At 49.3% G+C, this 18113-nt stretch carries 19 protein-coding genes and 1 pseudogene; 10 read left to right on the top strand and 10 right to left on the bottom strand.

The window, feature by feature from the left end; translation table 11 throughout:
• Window positions 1–3 precede the first annotated feature (3 nt).
• Together ACU70B_RS12730 and ACU70B_RS12725 are read right to left on the bottom strand one after the other, a co-directional pair.
• Entirely contained in the window at window positions 4–201 is a 198-nt protein-coding gene (locus ACU70B_RS12730; RefSeq protein WP_447183894.1) for a hypothetical protein, read from the bottom strand.
• Window positions 198–434, bottom strand: a complete 237-nt coding sequence (locus ACU70B_RS12725) for a hypothetical protein (RefSeq protein WP_447183893.1) — start codon at window positions 432–434, stop codon at window positions 198–200. The genes ACU70B_RS12730 and ACU70B_RS12725 overlap by 4 nt, the downstream gene beginning before the upstream one ends.
• Window positions 435–539: 105 nt before the next feature.
• On the opposite strand from ACU70B_RS12725, the gene ACU70B_RS12720 reads away from it, so the two are divergent.
• From ACU70B_RS12720 to ACU70B_RS12705, 4 genes and pseudogenes are all read left to right on the top strand, one after another.
• Window positions 540–686 (top strand): hypothetical protein, encoded by a 147-nt coding sequence (locus ACU70B_RS12720; protein WP_447183892.1) that lies wholly within the window; start codon window positions 540–542, stop codon window positions 684–686.
• Entirely contained in the window at window positions 637–1383 is a 747-nt protein-coding gene (locus tag ACU70B_RS12715; protein ID WP_447183891.1) for an SLC13 family permease, read from the top strand. The genes ACU70B_RS12720 and ACU70B_RS12715 overlap by 50 nt, the downstream gene beginning before the upstream one ends.
• 83 nt (window positions 1384–1466) lie before the next feature.
• Window positions 1467–2450: a porphobilinogen synthase gene (hemB, locus tag ACU70B_RS12710; RefSeq protein WP_447183890.1), complete on the top strand. Its 984-nt coding sequence runs from the start codon at window positions 1467–1469 to the stop codon at window positions 2448–2450.
• 53 nt (window positions 2451–2503) lie between these two features.
• Window positions 2504–3116 (top strand): annotated as a pseudogene (locus ACU70B_RS12705) (aminotransferase class III-fold pyridoxal phosphate-dependent enzyme); the annotation flags it as partial.
• A 301-nt stretch (window positions 3117–3417) separates the two neighbouring features.
• Here ACU70B_RS12705 and ACU70B_RS12700 read toward each other — a convergent pair.
• The gene (locus tag ACU70B_RS12700) at window positions 3418–4080 is read right to left on the bottom strand and encodes a poly-gamma-glutamate hydrolase family protein (RefSeq protein WP_447183889.1); all 663 of its coding nucleotides are present in this window, start codon (window positions 4078–4080) and stop codon (window positions 3418–3420) included.
• Window positions 4081–4333: 253 nt separating this feature from the next.
• The gene (locus ACU70B_RS12695; protein WP_447183888.1) at window positions 4334–4510 is read right to left on the bottom strand and encodes a hypothetical protein; all 177 of its coding nucleotides are present in this window, start codon (window positions 4508–4510) and stop codon (window positions 4334–4336) included.
• A gap of 377 nt (window positions 4511–4887) precedes the next feature.
• Between ACU70B_RS12695 and ACU70B_RS12690 the strand changes: the two genes are divergently transcribed.
• On the top strand, window positions 4888–6453 hold the full coding sequence (locus ACU70B_RS12690) for a class I adenylate-forming enzyme family protein (RefSeq protein ID WP_447183887.1): 1566 nt from the start codon (window positions 4888–4890) through the stop codon (window positions 6451–6453).
• A 278-nt stretch (window positions 6454–6731) separates the two neighbouring features.
• Here the strand turns inward: ACU70B_RS12690 and ACU70B_RS12685 are convergent, their stop codons facing one another.
• From ACU70B_RS12685 to ACU70B_RS12660, 6 genes are read right to left on the bottom strand one after another with little or no spacing between them, the layout of a single operon-like run.
• Window positions 6732–8387, bottom strand: coding sequence for a class I SAM-dependent methyltransferase (locus ACU70B_RS12685; RefSeq protein ID WP_447183886.1), 1656 nt, complete (start codon window positions 8385–8387; stop codon window positions 6732–6734).
• 51 nt (window positions 8388–8438) lie between these two features.
• Window positions 8439–9371, bottom strand: a complete 933-nt coding sequence (locus ACU70B_RS12680; RefSeq protein WP_447183885.1) for an oligopeptide/dipeptide ABC transporter ATP-binding protein — start codon at window positions 9369–9371, stop codon at window positions 8439–8441.
• On the bottom strand, window positions 9307–10305 hold the full coding sequence (locus ACU70B_RS12675) for an ABC transporter ATP-binding protein (protein ID WP_447183884.1): 999 nt from the start codon (window positions 10303–10305) through the stop codon (window positions 9307–9309). The genes ACU70B_RS12680 and ACU70B_RS12675 overlap by 65 nt, the downstream gene beginning before the upstream one ends.
• A gap of 20 nt (window positions 10306–10325) precedes the next feature.
• A complete protein-coding gene (gene nikC, locus ACU70B_RS12670; protein WP_447183883.1) occupies window positions 10326–11180 on the bottom strand; it encodes a nickel transporter permease in 855 nt (284 codons plus the stop codon).
• 10 nt (window positions 11181–11190) lie between these two features.
• Entirely contained in the window at window positions 11191–12135 is a 945-nt protein-coding gene (nikB, locus tag ACU70B_RS12665; protein ID WP_447183882.1) for a nickel ABC transporter permease, read from the bottom strand.
• Between the two features lie 33 nt (window positions 12136–12168).
• Complete coding sequence (locus ACU70B_RS12660) at window positions 12169–13701, bottom strand: ABC transporter substrate-binding protein (protein WP_447183881.1); 1533 nt, start codon at window positions 13699–13701, stop codon at window positions 12169–12171.
• Window positions 13702–14160: 459 nt separating this feature from the next.
• On the opposite strand from ACU70B_RS12660, the gene ACU70B_RS12655 reads away from it, so the two are divergent.
• From ACU70B_RS12655 to ACU70B_RS12635, 5 genes are all read left to right on the top strand, one after another.
• Window positions 14161–14802 (top strand): metal-dependent transcriptional regulator, encoded by a 642-nt coding sequence (locus ACU70B_RS12655; RefSeq protein ID WP_447183880.1) that lies wholly within the window; start codon window positions 14161–14163, stop codon window positions 14800–14802.
• A gap of 262 nt (window positions 14803–15064) precedes the next feature.
• A complete protein-coding gene (locus tag ACU70B_RS12650; protein ID WP_447183879.1) occupies window positions 15065–15232 on the top strand; it encodes a hypothetical protein in 168 nt (55 codons plus the stop codon).
• Window positions 15216–16418 (top strand): DUF2325 domain-containing protein, encoded by a 1203-nt coding sequence (locus tag ACU70B_RS12645; RefSeq protein ID WP_447183878.1) that lies wholly within the window; start codon window positions 15216–15218, stop codon window positions 16416–16418. The genes ACU70B_RS12650 and ACU70B_RS12645 overlap by 17 nt, the downstream gene beginning before the upstream one ends.
• Before the next feature lie 149 nt (window positions 16419–16567).
• Window positions 16568–17821, top strand: coding sequence for an HD domain-containing phosphohydrolase (locus ACU70B_RS12640; RefSeq protein ID WP_447183877.1), 1254 nt, complete (start codon window positions 16568–16570; stop codon window positions 17819–17821).
• Between the two features lie 44 nt (window positions 17822–17865).
• Complete coding sequence (locus ACU70B_RS12635; RefSeq protein ID WP_447183876.1) at window positions 17866–18054, top strand: hypothetical protein; 189 nt, start codon at window positions 17866–17868, stop codon at window positions 18052–18054.
• Window positions 18055–18113: the final 59 nt, after the last annotated feature.

Genomic DNA, 18113 nt, shown 5'->3' with positions numbered 1-18113 from the left:
AATTTACAATTCAGCCTCATCCCGTTTCCCTGCCGTATCCGGCAGCCTGTCCCGATAGCAGGGCAGGACGCAAGGTTCCCCATAGCGCCCGCAGCCATAGCAGCGGTGGCCTTTGGGGGCGGCGGGGATTTCCTGCTCCTGCTGCGGTTTCGGTGTCTGCATCATCATCCGCTCCAGCGGATTGCGGGTGAAATGCTTCATGCGTCCTCATCCTCCAGATCGTCCTCCGGCTCACCTTCAGCCTCATAGTCCTCGTCCTCACCGTAGTCATAGCCCACATACTTCTCCGCCTCCGTGATAATGGCGGCAAAGGTCTCATCCGAGGGCAGCGCCGGGGGTACCTCGTATTCCTCCGGGGGATCATTGATGTACTTGTCCACATACTCCGAACCGGGGAACAGCTCCGGGCGGTTGCCCAGGGTGGACATATACACCGCGTACATATGTTTTGTTGCAAAAACAGTGTACCAAAGGGGATGGCAGGTCCTCAATTTTCATTTAAGTTTACAAAACGTTAATAATATAAAGGAGGAGAAAACATGAAATCAGCGCTAAAGGGTGGAATTTTGATTGACGGTACCGGAAAAGACCCGGTCCAGGATTCGCTGGTGCTGATTGATGACAAGAAGATTGTCTATGCAGGTCCGGCTAGTCGTAATATTTGCCGTTACTATATTTTTGCTTAAAATAATATATAAAGACCAGCTTATAACCAGTGGAGAAAACAAGGCAAAAATAAGGTCCCTGAATCCTGTTGACGCTATAAAAGATACCATAATACTAAAGAAATCTCTGAGCGTTATCGGTCTGGTGATTATCGGCTTTGTCACCCGCCAGTACCTGGGGCTGGAATCGGCCACCGTTGCCTTGGCCGGAACTGCTTTATTATTGCTTTTGACCCGGGAAGACCCGGACGAAATTCTGCACACGGTTGAATGGACAACCTTGTTCTTTTTCATCGGTCTTTTTATCTTGGTAGGAGGATTGGAAAAGGTAGGCATAATTGAGAACATGGCACGGCAGGCGGTAGCCCTTACTCATGGCAACCTGACCGCTACCACTGTTCTTATCCTGTGGTTCTCAGCCATAGCTTTGGCTTTTGTGGATAACATTCCCTTTGTGGCTACCTTTATTCCACTGATCAAGGAAATTGGAGCAATCAGTCACATGTCGATTGCCCCGTTATGGTGGGCTTTATCCCTGGGAGCCTGCCTGGGTGGAAACGGCACCATTGTAGGTGCATCAGCCAATGTAATAGTTTCCGGCATGTCTGCACGGGAAGGGCATCCTATAACCTTCCTGGGCTATATGAAGGTGGCTTTTCCGCTGATGCTGGTATCTATTGCTATTTCCACAGTATACTTGCTGGTGTTTTTCCTGTAGGCCGGAAAATAACGCATGTGGGGGATAGCCTTAAGGGCCGATTCCCGCTTGCGTGATTTTAAGATAAGAAGGAGGCACATATTATGGAGCTTAAAAGACGTCCACGCCGCTTACGGGCCAATGAAACCATACGGAGCATGGTGCGGGAAAACCATGTAAGGGTTGAAGATTTGATTTACCCCATGTTTGTTATGCCGGGTGAGAAGAATAAGATCGAGGTTCCATCCATGCCCGGCGTTTACAATCTTTCCCTGGATGAATTTGTTCTTGCGCTTCAGGAAGTAGTGGAATTGGGGATACCGTCAATCTTGCTCTTTGGAATTCCCGAGAGCAAGGATAGTGTGGGGTCAGGGGCTTATCATGAGCACGGGATTGTTCAGGAGGCGGTACGCCTGGCCAAAAAGCATTTCCCTGAACTATATGTCATTACCGATGTATGTCTGTGCGAATATACCGATCACGGGCATTGCGGGCTGATAAGCAGCGGTGAAATTCTGAACGATCCGTCCCTTGAATTGCTTGCCCGGACCGCACTTTCCCATGCGCGTGCCGGTGCGGATATGGTTGCCCCTTCGGATATGATGGATGGGAGAATTGCTGCCATCAGGGAACGGTTGGATAAGGAAGGATATCCTCATATCCCCATTATGGCGTATGCAGCCAAATATGCCTCTGGATTCTACGGACCTTTCCGGGAAGCAGCGGGCTCTGCCCCACAATTCGGCGACCGCAGGACCTATCAAATGGACCCTCCCAACGGCAACGAGGCGATGCTGGAGGTTAGACTGGATATTGAAGAAGGGGCCGATATTATCCTGGCCAAGCCGGCTCTGGCCTATGGAGATATAATTTACCGCACCAAAGAGGCGTTCAAACTTCCGGTTGCCGCCTATAATGTCAGCGGGGAATATGCGATGGTGAAAGCGGCCGCAGCCAATGGCTGGATAGACGAAAAGCGCATTGTCATGGAATCTCTGGTGGGTATGAAACGAGCCGGAGCAGATTTACTGATAACGTATCATGCCCTGAACGTCGCCCGCTGGCTTAGAGAGGAAGCAGGATTATAAAAATATAAATTGGTTTCGCGTCTGAGAATACCAACTGGAAAGGGGGCATACACTTGTCTTTGGCAGATGAAAAAAGCCGCCAGGCTTTTGTCAGGGCCCAAAAAGTTATTCCCGGTGGCGTAAATTCGCCGGTAAGAGCCTTTGGCTCGTTGGGCGCAATCCGGTATTTATAAACAGGGGTGAAGGTGCCTATATCTGGGATATCGACGGTAACCGTTACCTCGACCTGGTTGGCTCCTGGGGGCCGATCATTGTTGGACATGCCTTGCGGCGATTAAAAGGACTGCAGAGCAGGGAACCAGATGGTCAACTCCGGAACGGAGGCCACCATGAGTGCTTTACGTTTAGCCCGCGGTGTAACTGGCAGGCCCAAATCGTCAAGTTTGAGGGCTGCTACCATGGGCACTCAGACTAGCTTCTGATAAAAGCGGGGAGCGTGCGCTGACTCTGGGTGTTCCCACCTCGCCCGGTGTTCCAACTGCAATTGCGGCTACTACTATTTCCGCTCGTTTTAATGATTTGGAAGGGTTAAGACAAATCTTTGAGCGCGAAGGGGAAGAAATCGCGTGTGTGATTCTCGAACCGGTGGCGGGAAATATGGGGGTGGTATTGCCCGAAGATGGATTCTTACCGGGTGTTCGGCGTTTAACCGAAGAGTACGGGGCAGGAACAATTTGCCCGGTATCATCGGGGAATGTTGGAACGGGGCGTTTACCGGGCCCCCAGTCAGTTTGAATCCGTCCTGCTATCGACAGCTCATACAGATTCAGACATTGGCCACATCCTGGAACAGGCTCGGGCAGTCTTCAAAATAATTCGGGAATGAGCGAATGTTTGACAGCCGTAAATAAAATAGGGCTGGAGAAGCAATGATAAATAACCTGGCAATACTTCTCCAGCTATACGGGATTTAAACTACCGGCCGAAGCCAAGCTTAAATCAACAACCCCATTGTCCTGGCCACGGGTTATTGTAATAGTGCTTTACTCACTGCATTGGCGTAGCGATAAAAGGCGTCGGTTGGCTGTGAGCCGGAGAAAAACCGTTTTCTGAGCGGCAGGGTTAATTCCAGTTGCACCCCTTTGCCGGCAGCGTTTTTATTGCAGATATTTTTAGGATTTTTGCCATCGAGGCGTTTCGGTGGTTTGACTACTTTGAAGCCAGCCTCCCGGAGGTTGGATGCCATTTTTTTTCCCAGGTCGGTGTCTCGGCCGCCAACATAGGTTACAGCCCGTTTCCCTTTACAGCCATGGATGGACAAGGTTTTATCGGATTGGGAAACCAGATTGCGGGCTATCGGCTCGTTGAAGCGGGTGGAAGTAATATGTAAAATACCATTGCGCCTGGCCTTGGTTCCCTCAAAGGTGTAGAGATCGCTTCCTGTCCGATTTGCAACTTTAGAGGCGAGTTCGCTGGTATGGATTTCAATTTTTCCCCCATGGATGGCGATAACAGCTGTTTTGGATGGGCCGTTATAGCGGGTTATCCGGTAGTCGTCGCCTGCTGTCTGGTGTTTCCTCAACTTGGAGAAACTGCTGTATACGTCTTTGGCTTGAGCTTGCTCTGGATTTACCAGTATGGGAAGGATAGCCACTGCCAATACTAAGATAAAGGTAAATAACTTCTTCATAAATTTCCTTCTTTCTGTAATTAATCGGAGAATAATAAGATGAGTTGGTTCATTTTTACACTAAATTATTGAAACCTGTCAAAGTTAAGTTATGCTATTTTAAGAAAAATCATGGCTTGGATTTAGCCCCGGCCAGCATGTGGGTTCTATACCTGGGAAGGGCTGCTTAAAGGATTGGCCGAAATATATAAAATTAAGCCAGGTGGTAGATTTGCTACCACCTGGAGGTTTTTAAAAGGCTGGTTTTTAAAATCTAGCGGTCGTTGCGCAGGTTGTTCCTGCCGCTGTTCTCTATGCGGTCGTTGCGGTTGTCATTGCGATTGCTGCGGCTGTTATCAATGCGGTCGTCGCGGTTATCGTTGCGGTTGTTATTATCGCGATTGTTCTCAATCCGGTCATCACGGCGATTGTCCTGGCGGTTCCTATCCATTATCACACCTCCTTTCTCGATTAGTATGCCCGCAGATTTTCTATTTAGTAGGATCGTCCAGGCAGCAAGGGTGCGAGTCTTGCATAGAGTATCCTCCTTCCCGGGAGTTTATGGGCGGCAGCGGCATAAAATCCATAACTTGCAGTGATTTGGGCGGGATGGTTCAGAGAAGATTTTTGCAAATGATATATTCCAAAATTCGCAGCATATAGTTATAATATTAGTAGTATGGTTTTACGGTTTTAAATTACAATGCAGGATGGGAGAACGGTAGTATAATGGCATGTTTCAGGGTTCGACTTTTCTGCGGGAAGTTGAACCTTTTGTTTTATATAGCCCAAAAGCCGTTCCTATAGCAGCAAGGAGGATTTATACCTATGCCGATAACAGAAATGCTTTCCCGCAATGCAAGGACTTTTAGTGACGATATCAGTTTGATCGAGCGCGACCCGGGAGTGGGAATACGCCGGGAAATTACCTGGAAGCAGTTTGATGAGATGGCCAATAGCTTTGCCAACGAATTGCTGGCTCGGGGAATCAAAAAAGGGGATAAAGTAGCTCTGTTGATGATGAATTGCCTGGAATGGCTGCCCGTTTATTTTGGCGTGCTTAAAACCGGAGCTCTGGCAGTCCCGCTTAATTTTCGTTATACGGCTGATGAAATCAAAAAATGCCTGGATACCGCTGAAGCCTCGGTACTGGTATATGGCCCCGAGTTTATAGATCGGGTTGATTCCGTCAGGGAGCATTTATCCGAGGTGAAGAGCTATATTTTCGTCGGTGAAAATTGCCCGGCCGAGGCTGAAAGCTTTGCCTGCTTGATAGAAGAATCTTCCACTCATGACCCGGGCATTGCTATCAGTGACAGTGACGATGCCGCTCTTTACTTTACGTCTGGAACCACGGGCACACCCAAGGCAATTATTCATCCTCATTCCAATCTGGTGTCGGCCTGTATTACCGAAAGCCGCCATCACCTGCAGAACCGGGAGGACAACTTCCTGTGCATTCCGCCCCTCTATCACACCGGAGCCAAGATGCACTGGTTTGGCAGCCTTATCGTCGGCTCCCGGGCCGTCCTCCTGCGCGGAGTAAGGCCTGACTGGATACTGGAGGCGGTATCGGAAGAAAAGGTAAGCATAGTATGGCTGTTGGTGCCCTGGGCCCAGGATATACTGGATGCTATTGAGAGCGGTGAAGTGCACCTGAAGGATTACCAGTTGAAACAGTGGCGTTTAATGCATATCGGGGCTCAGCCGGTTCCCCCCAGTTTGATTCAGCGGTGGAAGAAATACTTTCCCAGTCAGCTCTATGACACTAATTACGGTCTGAGCGAGTCTACCGGCCCCGGATGTGTGCATTTGGGAATCGACAATATTCATAAAGTGGGGGCCATTGGAGTACCCGGCTTTAACTGGGAAGCGGTAATTGTGGATGAGCAGGGCAGGCCTGTTCCCCGCGGCAAGGTAGGGGAACTGACCGTTAGAGGCCCCGGGGTTATGAAGGGTTATTACAACAACCCGGAAGCTTCGGCGGCAGTACTTAAAAACGGCTGGCTTTTTACCGGAGATATGGCCCGCATGGACAAAGATGGTTTTATTTACCTGGTAGACCGCAAAAAAGACGTGGTTATATCCGGGGGAGAAAATATTTACCCGGTTGAAATCGAGGAATTCCTCCGCAGCCATGATGATATTAAAGATGCGGCAGTGATTGGCCTGCCCGATCGGCGCCTGGGGGAAATTGCAGTGGCGGTAATAGAGCTCAAGCCCGACCGGGAAAGCAGCGAAGAAGCTATACTGACTTTTTGCGAAGCTTTACCCCGCTACAAAAGGCCCCGTATGGTAATTTTCGATAAGGTGCCGCGCAACCCCACCGGCAAAATCGAAAAACCCAAGTTGCGTGAAAGATACTGCCGCGAAAGCGTGGCTCAGGTGGTTTAATCCCAATACTCGGCTGGCGGCAGGCTGAAGGCAGAACGGAATAAGCAGCACGGCTGGCGAAACAAAAACCACCTGCTATGCGGGGGGTGACAAAAAGCTATACAAAAAATACGCTTTTTCGTTAAAGCAGAGTTGTTCAAGGTTATAAGCCGGATACCTCTTGAATTGGCGAGCCGGGCCGGAGACCTGGCTCTGCCGGCGCGGTTATGGCTATCCCCGCGTTTAAGAATATGCGCCTGCGGCCTTTATTGGAACAATTTATCTGACATGGGCTGCAGTTATTTGCAGGCTACCAGCATCGTGGAGGCGGAGCCGTCAACAAAATGGACTGCTTCGATATTGAAGCCCAGATTGATAAGCATGGATTTCATTTCTTCCTGGGTCGGAACATGGGCGTCGGGGTTTCCTAGCCTGGATTGCAGGGCAAACAGGGCGGCCCGTTCAGGTCGGGTACGGGTCCGGTCAAGGAGCCAGTGCCGGGTGAAGAGATACCCTCCCGGCTTAAGGGCGTGGTAGATCTTGTTTAAGATCGCATATACCTGACGACCGGCAGGATAGAGCATATCGAAGGCCAGGACTATATCCTGATGGCCGGGAATTTTATCATGGTGAAAATTTCCTCCGATAAAATCCAGTTCCACCCCGTATTCCCTGGCATAGCTCCGGGCAACGGCTTCTACGTGAGGAAAATCGAATACCTGCGCCTTCATATGGGGGTTTAATTGCTTTAAGGCAATAGCGTAAAGACCATGCCCGCCCCCCAGGTCTAAAAGCTGCTGACAACGGTTGAAACAAGGATGACCGGATACTATCTTTACACAGGTATCTAAATCTTTCTGGTTTAGGGCTGACTGAGCCATGGCCTTTATAAAGGAAGGATTGAAGGCATCGGTCGGCCGCTCGAAACGGTTAGGAGCAATGGTCTCACCTTTAAGCCAATATACTAGTTTATCCCAGGCCTGACGGCGTTCGGGAGCCAACTGCAATGCGAGCAGGTCTCCCATATAACGGGGGCTATCAGGCCACAGATAGTTCAGGGAAAAATCGGAATTGCGATAGCAGCAGCCTTCCTTATTAAGCAAGCCCAGGGCGGCAAGCGCATCCAGGAACAAAACCAGACGTTCCACATCCTGTTCGCCTTCCTGTGCCAGCTCATCAGCTCTTTTGGTCTGTTTCCCCAGACGTTCAAAAATGCCCGCCGCGAAAGCCTGATAGATAATTATTGCTTCCTGCAAGTTGCGGGACAGCCTGCTTAAATGGGCTGCATCCGCCCCGGTGCCATTATTCAGGGCTATGCTGTATTCGTTTGAGGTTTCAGGACTACCGTCTTCCCTGTTTTTTAAAGGTTTCCAGCAGCTTAGCAAATATTTTTCTCCGTCACTGATTTTTATATCTGTCAATCCGGCTTTACTAATCATCCATACCATCTCGCTGTCGTCAGGGAGCGTATCCTCCGCAACCAATCCCCCAAGGGAGCGGTGCAGATGGTTGATTGCCTCCCGGCTTTGGGTATGGCAGATCACCAATCTCCCTCCTGGTTTAAGCAGGGCCGCCAATTGACGCAGGGCTGCAGCTTTATCCCGAAAATGGGGAAAACAGGAATTGCAGATTATTTCATCAAAGCTGTGGCGGGGAAGACCGGGGTTGACCGCATCTCCGACCACAAAATCCAAGCGGGTATCCTGGTAGCGCAAACGAGCTTGCTCCAGCATGTTTTCGGCAATATCCAGGGCTACAACTTTTCCGCCGGATGCAACCGCATCCAGCAGCATGGGAAGAAGCACCCCGGTGCCGCTGCCGACATCCAGTACCGCTGCTCCCGGGGTAATATTCAGCTCATGGACAATGTCCCGCAGGCATTCCCGGGTTTTATCACTTATCATTTCTTCCCAGCCTGCTGCCAGTTGGTTGAAATGTTCTTTATGTCTGCTCATGATCATACTTCCTCTCATTATAAATAAAACCAACTAGGTTGCGGTTCCTGCTTATAGCGCTATTTTAGAGCAGGATACGAAATGACCTGTCCCTGCTTCGATTAGTTCCGGCTGCCTCAAACAGTCTTTATCAGCCCGGGGACATAAGGAATAAAAACCGCAGCCTGCAGCGGCCAAGCTTTTATTCTTACCGTAATTAAGCGTAGCCGGCTTGCTCTCCAGGCTGGAGAATAAATCCACCAGCAGTTGGGTATAGGGGTGCCGGGGGTGGCGGACAACATCTTCCGTATCGCCGAGTTCCACGATCTGTCCCCGGTACATGACTGCAATACGGTCGCTCATGCACTGTACCACGTCCAGATCATGGGAGATGAAAAGACAGGCAATCCCCTGCCCGTTTTTGATGTCACGCAATAGCTGCAGTACATGGGCCTGAACCGAAACATCCAGCATGGAAGTAGGTTCGTCAGCTATAATCAGTTCGGGTTGCAGGGACAGAATTCTGGCCAGAGCTGCCCGCTGGATTTGCCCCCCGCTTAGCTCGCGCGGGTAGCGATAAAGGTGCTGAGGTTTCAAACCGACCGTTTCTATCAACTTAACCGCCTGCAGCAGCTGCTCCTTATTATTCCTAGGGCAACCTTGAACCTGCATAGGCTCGCAAATACTGTCCAGAACCCTGAGATGGGGGTTGAGGGCAGATTGGGGTGATTGAAAAACAATCTGCATACTTTTCCTGACCTGCTTAAGGTCATTCCCCTTGACACGGGTTATATCCTGTCCTTTATAGACAACCTGGCCCGAGGTGGGAGGGACAAGTTGCATTATCATACGGCCCAGAGTAGATTTGCCGCAGCCGCTTTCGCCCACCAAGCCCAGGGTTTCACCGGAAGCAATACTAAAAGATACTCCGTCGACAGCATTAAACGGCTGTTTCCTGAAGTTTCCGGTATAATAGGTTTTTTTCAAGTTCTTTACCTGAAGCAATATAATTACACCTCACTTGCCGTCCTGAATATTCCTGCATTATCGGGCGCTTCAGGAAGCAATCAGCCTCGGCCCGGGAACAACGCGAGCAAAAGCAGCATCCGGCCGAGGGATTTAAAAGATCAGGGCTGCTGCCTGGTATAGGAGTAAGCCGCCTTCCCGGCAGTGAATTCATCAAGGCTGCCGTATAAGGATGGAGGGGACATTCCAAAACCTCATGAACTGGTCCCTGTTCAAGTATTTCTCCGGCGTACATTACTGCTATCCAGTCGCAGAGGTAATAGGCCAGCTTAAGATCATGAGTTATTATAAGTGTACCGGCTCCGGTTTCATGGCTCAGCTGCCGCAAAATTTCCGCTACCTGGTATCGGGCTACGGCATCCAGCCCTTTGGTAGGCTCATCAGCTATCAGCAGTGAAGGGCTGCCCGCCAGCCCTAAGGCAGCGAGCACCCGTTGTTTCATCCCGCCGCTCAACTGGTGGGGGTAGTGTTTAAGATGCTTTTCGGCATTAGGAAGGTTCAAATTTTCCAGCATGGTAACCGCCTTCTGCTGGGCTCGTGAAGAGGATAACTTCCGATGCAGATGCAGGGTTTCTTTAAGCTGCCGGCCTATCTGCAGGACTGGGTTCAGGCAGGTACCTGAACTCTGGGGAATAAGGGCAATCTGGCGGCCCCGCAGTTTACGCATCTCTTCCCGCTCCAGATCCAGGAGATTTTGCCCCTGAAACGCGATTTCTCCGCTTATCCTGCTATAAGAGGGAAGCAGTCTAAGAATAGACAGGGCCAGAGTGGATTTGCCGCAGCCGGTTTCTCCTATGAGGCCCAGGGTTTTCCCTTTGCCTATCTCCAGATTTATATCGTTGCAGGCTTTTAGTTCTCCCTGCCGGGTAGGATAACTTGCATGGAAGTGGTGTATATTTAGAAGTTTGGTCACAGCAGTTTCCCCCTTTAATCTTAAAGCGTTTCTTTGCGGCCAGGCGCCGTAATATCCCGTAAGCCGTCCCCCAGGAAATTAAAGGCCAGGACGGTTATCATAATGGCCAGACCTGGAAATATCGTCAGATGAGGGGCGGAACGCAGAAAGGCTTTGCCGCTGGAAAGCATGGCTCCCCATACTGCTTCTGGCGGCTGCAGGCCCAGTCCCAGGAAACTCAGAGCCGCTGCATTTAGTATTACGTGGCCGATACCTAGTGTAGCCATAACTGACAGCGGAGCGGCAACATGGGGCAGAATATGTTTGCGAACAATATAAGCTTTGCCGGCGCCTATTGCCCGGGCCGACTCTACAAAATCCTTCTCTTTAACCGACAGAACTGCTCCTCTGACTACCCGGGCATAGCTCATCCAGCCCACCAGGGCCAAGGCCAGCATCAGGTTAAACAAACCCGGCCCCAGTAATCCGGCTATAGCCAGAGCCAGAACCAAACCGGGGAAGGCCAATAATACATCCACCAGCCGCATTAGCAGTTCATCGACCAAGCCGCCGTAATATCCGGATATAAGCCCCACCAGCAAACCGGTAGCCGCAGAAATCAGCGTTACGGTGATACCTATGAACAATGCGTTCCGAGTACCGAAAATCACCCGGCTAAATATGCAGCGGCCCAGATCGTCAGTTCCAAAGGGATACTGAGCGCAGGGTTCCAGCAGATTGTTTTCCAGGTTCTGCTCGTAGGGATGGTGGGGAGCGATAAACGGGGCCGCCAGAGCCAGGGTTAACAATAGAAAGACTACCAGCAAACCGATTAATGCCATTTTGTTGATTGCTTTATCCGAGCCGTAGGAACTGGAATAATGTACGTCATGCATAGCTCCTTATTTACACCTCTTTTTCCAACCTGATACGAGGGTCCAGATACAGGTAGGAGATATCAACCAGCAGATTGGCCACGACCACCAGAACAGCGAAGAACAGCACGCAACCCTGGATAAGGGCGAAATCCCGGGCAAAAATAGAATCGACCAAGAGCTTGCCCAGCCCGGGCCAGGCAAAAACGGTTTCAATCACCACTGCCCCCTCCAGCAGGTGCCCGGCCTGGATACCCAGCATGGTTACAACCGGAATAAAGGCATTTTTTAAAGCATGGCCGGCAAGTATGTCTCTTTCTCTTATTCCCCGGGCACGGGCGCTGATGATATATTCCTGTTCCATGACCTCCAGCATGCTGGAGCGGGTTAGCCGGGTAGTTATGGCTGCTATCCCACATCCCAGGGTCAGGGCCGGCAGTACCAGGTGGCGCAGGCTGCCATAGCCGCACACCGGCAACCAGCCCAGACTCAGGCCAAACAAGAACATCAAAAGCAATCCCAGCCAGAAGGCGGGCATGCTAACTCCCAGCAAGGCAATGGCCGTAGCTAAATAATCGACTGGGGTATTATATTTTACTGCGGCCAGGATACCGAGCGGCAACGCTATTAATAATGAAACAACCAGAGCCGCCAGGGTTAATTGCAGGGTAGCAGGAAAACGTACCAGGATTTCTTCCCAAACCGGTTCTCCGGTGGATAGTGAATTACCCCATTCTCCTCGAACAATATGCAGTAACCAGCGACCGTATTGGACGTATAGCGGTTTATCCAGCCCTTCTTCCTGACGGATAAGCTCAATTTGTTCCCGGTTCAGGTTTTCCTGGCCATAACGGGCCAGGGCTACCATCTCGGCGGGGTCTCCCGGCGCCAGGTGCATTATAAAGAAAGTTAGAAGAGTGACGCCCAGAGCAACAATTAACAAAGCTGCCAGGCGTCGGGCAATATATCTAAGCAAAACCAACCTCCGTGTAGGGATATGTTTTTAGATTCAATCCTGCAGGTAAACTCCATCCAGTTCCAGCCAGGGATCTTCGGCAGATATTTGATATCCTTTAACCCTATTCCTGGTTGCAACTGTCTTTTCCTCGTGGACTATATAGTAAGCGGGAACCTCATCCAGGATCATCTTTTGGATCTGGCTGTAGAGTTGGGCTTTTTTATCCCCATCCTGTACAGCTTCAGCTTGCTCTACCAGACGGTCATAAGATTCGTTGTTATAATGGCTCTTATAATTCTTGGAGTAATGGATTTTAACATGATGGGGATAGGGACCCCAGACGAAAAAACCGGTGCGCAGTATAACATCAAATTTGCCTTGGCTTTCCAATTGCTCCATGGCCGCAGTTTCCAAAACCTGTATATCCGCCTTAATCCCTGCCTGCGCCAACTGGGCCTGGCATGCCTCTGCTTCCCGCTGCTGGCGGGAACTCCAGGTAGAAATCAGGATATCTATTTTCAGGGGCTGGCCGTTTTTTTCAACTATCCCGTCACCGTCAGTATCCTTGAATCCGGCAGCAGCAAGCAGTTCTTTGGATTTATTGCTATCGGCGGTATAGAGGGGGAGGTTACCATCGCTGTACATCATGACCGGAGAATAAGCTCGTCCCCGGGCAGCCACACCGATGCCGTCCAGGATATTCTTAACTATACTTTCGCTGTCAATAGCGTAAGCTACTGCTTTTCTAACCTTTACATCATCGAAGGGCGGACGGGCGCAGTTAAACTGAAGAAAGTCGGTAAAAGTAGAGAGCTTGCGATGCACGGTAATACTGGCGTCCTTTTCCAGAACCTTAACCTCAGATTCGGGCACTTTGATGCTCATGTCAATATCCCCGGAAGTAAGGGCTATCATCCGGGTGGAGGCATCCGGTATGACCTTGAAAACTACTTGCTCCAGCCTCGATTTCTCCCCCCAGTAATCGTCGTTGCGAACCAGCTTGATTTCCTGCCCTTTAAGCTGCTGGGCAAGTTTGAAAGGGCCAGTTCCAACCGGTCCGGTAAAATTACCCTGAGCATCTATACTGCTCGGACTGGCTATCGGCCAGGCAACGTGGGTAAGGTAGGTGGGCAGGGGAATAGGCCTTACACAGGTAAAACGAACGGTATAATCATCCGCCGCCTCTATCTTTTCCAGTTGCAGGGTCTTGGCTTTGGTAACATTGGCACGCTCACCGTAGGAATAAACCACAGCATCAGCATTAAATGGAGTACCGTTGTGAAACTTGACCCCTTCCCGCAGATGAAAAGTCCATACCCGGCCGCTGTCATCTACGTCCCAGGATTCAGCCAGTCCCGGTATCAGTTTCAAATCGGGGTCAAGCCGAACCAAAGTTTCATAAATCTGTGACCAGACAAAGCGGGCATCGCCATCAGGAAATTGTATTATATCCCAGTTAGCCACATCGGTGCCTATGCCTATGTGCAGTACCTGATTATCCCCGGATACGGCTGGTTTGGATTGGGAGCATCCGGGCAGGCATAATAGCGCAAAAACCAATATTAATACAGTCCACTTTTTCATTGCAGCACATCCCCTCTTTAATAACTTGATCCAACTATCCCAGTTTTCGGGACTTTTCATATCAATGGCCGGTATCAATGATAATGGGCAGTAAACTTTGAGGTTTTTCCCGCCTTTTAGTTGCATAAAAAAGGCCACAAAAACCTATCTCCTGTTTACAGGATAATAAGCCTTCATGGCTTCCTTCAAAAACATGACAAATATGGATTTGAGTAAAATAAAGATATACCTCGGCAGGTTCCTCCTGCCTATAAACAATCTAATTCGACATAAAAAAATATTATCCTCTGCGTTAGGTGAAAAAAACGACGATATTTCAATATGCTCGGTCTCCCATCAGTATCCTTCTGCTGCAATCCCCATATGTTCGTATGCTATAATGGATACAAATGCCATATAGAGGCAATAATCCGGGATAAGACCTTTATCACATCAAACATAGCAAGGAAGTGCTGTTAAATGTCTCAGCCGTTAACTCCGGCACTGGAGGACTACCTGGAGGTTATTTACCAGCTTTCGGGAGAAAACGGAACCGCCAAGATAAGCGATATTGCCAGACGGATGAACATTGCCAAGCCCAGCGTAACACAGGCTATTGCATCCCTGCGCCGCGAAGGTCTGGTTTATCAGGATCGTTATGGGCCGGTATTGTTAACCCCCAAGGGTGAAAAGCGGGCCCGGGAGGTCTGGTATCGGCACACGGTAATCAGGCGTTTCCTCGAAGAAATATTGGGGGTTGAGCCGGCAACGGCTGACCGGGATGCCTGTTTAATGGAGCATAATATCAGCGTAGAAACCTTTTCTCAAATGGAAAAACGGCTGCAGGAAAAACCTGATGGAAAAATTCGCTTTGCAGAAAAGGATCAGCTGACGGTGGCAGAACTGCTTCCCGGACAAAAAGCCCGCATACTTAAAATTGTTGGGAAAGACTCCTGGATCAGGCAACGGCTGATGGAAATGGGGCTTGTTAAAGGGGCTAAATTGGAGTTGGAACGCTTTGCCCCCCTGGGAGATCCCATCGAGATCAGTCTGCAGGGTCAACATCTGAGCCTTAGAAGGACAGAAGCATCCATGCTGTTGGTTGAATTGATAGACGAATAGAGCAACTTTTATCCACAGGAGAGCAATAGGCTTGCTGATTACGTAGCCGTACCTATCTAGGCGCTTTGCCGGAGCTTATGCCTTATGCCGCTAATTCAGGCGTCCCGTATACTTTAAAACCTATTAACTGGCTGTTGACAATGAGAAGTCAAGGATGTATCATTGAAAATGATAATGATTATCAAAATCAAGTCTTGCAATAAAGGCTTTTGTTTTGGGATAAAAGTTAGGCTAGACTAACATAAGCGCAGGGGGTGCGGCGGTGGATTATCTGATCATAGCTTTGTGTTTTTTATTTGCTGCTATAATCCTCACCAGCCGCATCAAACGGTTTATTCAAATGCTTTATGAAAACAAGGAACTAAAAAAGAAGTCGGCAGCGGTAGAGATAACTCTACTTGAGGAGGAGAGCAATGACAATGAATTTTGAGGCGAATGTCTGCAAGGCTGAGACGAAGTCTTTGCTTGAGAGGCGAAAAAGCGTTTGGGAGCTGGGCTTAAATGTGCACTGTTCCGTATGCGGTACCTGCCTGAGTGTTGCTGAACAAAGAAATATGCTCAAAAAGCTTAATCTGCGGGAAAAAGAATATCGTGATTACGAAATACACGCCCTGTTCGTAAACAGCCTGCATATGAAGAACAGGTTATCGCTAATGGTAAATGCACACCTGGAAAAGAAGTATCGTTTGGATATAAATCAATATGCCTGTCTGCCGGAAGAAGAGCTTATGTCCGTCTGGCGGAAAAAGATGGCAGAGGGAAACGTGTGCGGGCTCTACTGGGTAATGTTAACTAATCCGAATTTATCTGATGAAAGCATAAATCTGGTGGTTGGTGAGGTGCATATGTTATCGCATTTGAATGGAGGCATATGCCGACACGAGCGCATGAAATTGAAACGGATGACTGAAGAAAAACAAGGATTAAAATTAAGATTGCATCAGAGCAAAGCCAGGGAAAGGGAATGGGCAGGGGAATTGGAAGCAGCCCGGATGTGCATTGGCAAACTGGAGAAGCAGATACGGGAGCTCCAGGCTGAAGCGGTTACCGGGGAAGAAGCGAAGGCTTATCGGAACATAATCGACAGCCTTAAAAAGGAAAATGATGAATTGCACAGCAAATTGGCGGAAACCGGCAGTAAATGTCATGATTACAAGAAAGAATCGCGGCGACTGGTCAAAGATAATGCTGCCTTGGAAAGACAGGTGCTGGAGCAAAAAGAGACTATCGTGGAATTATGCCGTGAAATAAAAAAACTGGCCAGGTGCAATGCCGGCGCTGTTAGTAGTGCTGAAGCAGAAGGCGGGGAGTCCAAAAAGGGTAAGCTGCTTATGGTAGGCGGGAATTGTAGGCTAAATCCCTTTTACCGTGATTTGGCTGAGCACATGGGCTGGGAGTTCCGGCATCATGACGGTTGTCTCGGCGGCGGGCGGCAGAGCTTGATGGAAATGCTAAAATGGTCGGATTTGATTCTATGCTCACTTGATATCAATAGTCATGGAGCGGTTCATTGTGTTAAAGACCTGGCCGGCAAATACGATAAGGAATACCGTTTACTGGGCAGTATCAGCCTGAGCAGAATGGCGCGGGCCCTGGCTGAAGAGTCTGGTGCATGACGAGCCGGCTGGGACGGGACGATAAACCTCTTGAAGACGCTGAGTTGGAAAGAGGGGAGGGGTCTCGAATATGCCCGTGATATATTGCTCGGGTCGGTCAGGTATTTTAACTGCCGCTTTAAACAATATGGATGAATGGGGGCTGGATTATGGCTGAAAATTGGGTTTATAAGAAGGATGAGGGTACAGCTGTTGCGCAAATTAGCCTTAACGATTTAATTACCGCCCTAACTGTTGCCCTTGACTTGGCCGGGGGTTCTGACCGTAAGCATTCGTTGCGTACTGCTTACGTAGCTACCCGTTTAGCGAGTATTATGCCAATACCCAAACTTGAGGTTGACAACATTTATTATGCGGCATTGCTGCATGATCTGATTCCAGCCCAAAGCTATTTTAATCAGGAATTGATATTTGACATTATTGCTAGCTTATCGCTGAATTCGCAGGTAGCCGGCCGGGTAGCGGAATTATGGAAATATAAGCGGAATAACCAGGTGAAAGCTTCTTTAGGGCAGCTCAGCTTTTCGGCGCGTATTATATACCTGGCAGAATACTTTGAAAATCTGTATTGCAACGGCGAAAAAGATGCTTATTTAGTACGCCGGCCCATAAACTTCTGGATCAGAAGCGCAGTAGCCGGGGTAGACAATAGAATAGCTGAAGCTTTCAATGATTGTGTGCGGGAGGAAGCATTCTGGCAGGATCTCAGGGAAAACCGCATAAACCGTGCTGTCAGACAAGTGGCGCCTGATTGGCGCCAGCAACTGAATGTGGATGACATTGAAAAAATGAGCCGAAGCTTTTCTTTGCTGATTGACCGTAAGAATCCCTATACCGGCGAGCACTCTCAACGAGTGGGAGCGATAGCGGGACATTGTGCCCGGCTATATGGGTTGGATACGGTTATGGTGCGAAAGATTTCCATTGCCGGCTATATGCATGACCTGGGCAAATTATCGGTACCTGAAGCCATCCTGAATAAACCCGGTTCTCTAAGCGAGCTTGAAATGCAGGTAATAAAGGCTCATCCCTATAATAGCTATGCAGTATTAAGTGAGGTTGAAGGCTTTGCCGACATAGCCCGCTGGGCGGGGAATCATCACGAGCGCATGGACGGCAGCGGTTATCCCTGGGGAAAGCGGGATCTTACTATTCTTGACCAGATAATAGCTGTGGCTGATATTTACGAAGCCCTAACCTCGAATCGGCCTTACCGGCAGGCTTTAAGTGCGGACGATGCCTTAAACCTGATCAAAAACCAGGTAATCAAAGGGGAGATTATGGCTGATGCCTATGGACTGCTGGAAGCAGCGATAGTGCATGGGGGCGGGCTGAAAGAGCAGGGTTATTATGGTGATAAAGATTGGTTGAGACCGGTGTATTCATATACTCAGGCCAAATAAATAGACGCGGGAACGAAAAATTTAACGGATAAGGGGAACAAATCATGGCGATTATGGGTGCCCGGAAGATAATGGTGATATTGACAGAATTGGAAAAGGAATATGATGATTTATTTTTTATGTCTTTGGAGCAAACCAGTACTCTTTTCGACCGATATCTGACCCAACTGCAGCTCATATCAAAAGATTTAACCCGAGCTGACAGAGAGGATGCCGAATCCCGGGATGTTTAATGTGAAGGGATTGGCTTAAGGAAAAGCTTCAAGCGCATTCCGCTATCCAGCCGTAGCTC

This window comes from Syntrophomonas curvata, from assembly GCF_052976825.1.
This window is presented reverse-complemented; position numbering and strand designations above follow the sequence as displayed.

What these genes read in the sequence shown, in the direction of transcription:
- ACU70B_RS12695 (WP_447183888.1), bottom strand. Translation starts at nt 4,510, where the DNA reads ATGGATAGGAACCGCCAGGACAATCGCCGTGATGACCGGATTGAGAAC.
- ACU70B_RS12660 (WP_447183881.1), bottom strand. Translation starts at nt 13,701, where the DNA reads ATGAAAAAGTGGACTGTATTAATATTGGTTTTTGCGCTATTATGCCTG.
- nikC (WP_447183883.1), bottom strand. Translation starts at nt 11,180, where the DNA reads ATGCATGACGTACATTATTCCAGTTCCTACGGCTCGGATAAAGCAATC.
- ACU70B_RS12690 (WP_447183887.1), top strand. Translation starts at nt 4,888, where the DNA reads ATGCCGATAACAGAAATGCTTTCCCGCAATGCAAGGACTTTTAGTGAC.
- ACU70B_RS12720 (WP_447183892.1), top strand. Translation starts at nt 540, where the DNA reads ATGAAATCAGCGCTAAAGGGTGGAATTTTGATTGACGGTACCGGAAAA.
- ACU70B_RS12640 (WP_447183877.1), top strand. Translation starts at nt 16,568, where the DNA reads ATGGCTGAAAATTGGGTTTATAAGAAGGATGAGGGTACAGCTGTTGCG.
- ACU70B_RS12730 (WP_447183894.1), bottom strand. Translation starts at nt 201, where the DNA reads ATGAAGCATTTCACCCGCAATCCGCTGGAGCGGATGATGATGCAGACA.
- ACU70B_RS12685 (WP_447183886.1), bottom strand. Translation starts at nt 8,387, where the DNA reads ATGAGCAGACATAAAGAACATTTCAACCAACTGGCAGCAGGCTGGGAA.
- ACU70B_RS12655 (WP_447183880.1), top strand. Translation starts at nt 14,161, where the DNA reads ATGTCTCAGCCGTTAACTCCGGCACTGGAGGACTACCTGGAGGTTATT.
- ACU70B_RS12635 (WP_447183876.1), top strand. Translation starts at nt 17,866, where the DNA reads ATGGCGATTATGGGTGCCCGGAAGATAATGGTGATATTGACAGAATTG.
- ACU70B_RS12715 (WP_447183891.1), top strand. Translation starts at nt 637, where the DNA reads ATGCAGGTCCGGCTAGTCGTAATATTTGCCGTTACTATATTTTTGCTT.
- ACU70B_RS12645 (WP_447183878.1), top strand. Translation starts at nt 15,216, where the DNA reads ATGACAATGAATTTTGAGGCGAATGTCTGCAAGGCTGAGACGAAGTCT.
- hemB (WP_447183890.1), top strand. Translation starts at nt 1,467, where the DNA reads ATGGAGCTTAAAAGACGTCCACGCCGCTTACGGGCCAATGAAACCATA.
- ACU70B_RS12700 (WP_447183889.1), bottom strand. Translation starts at nt 4,080, where the DNA reads ATGAAGAAGTTATTTACCTTTATCTTAGTATTGGCAGTGGCTATCCTT.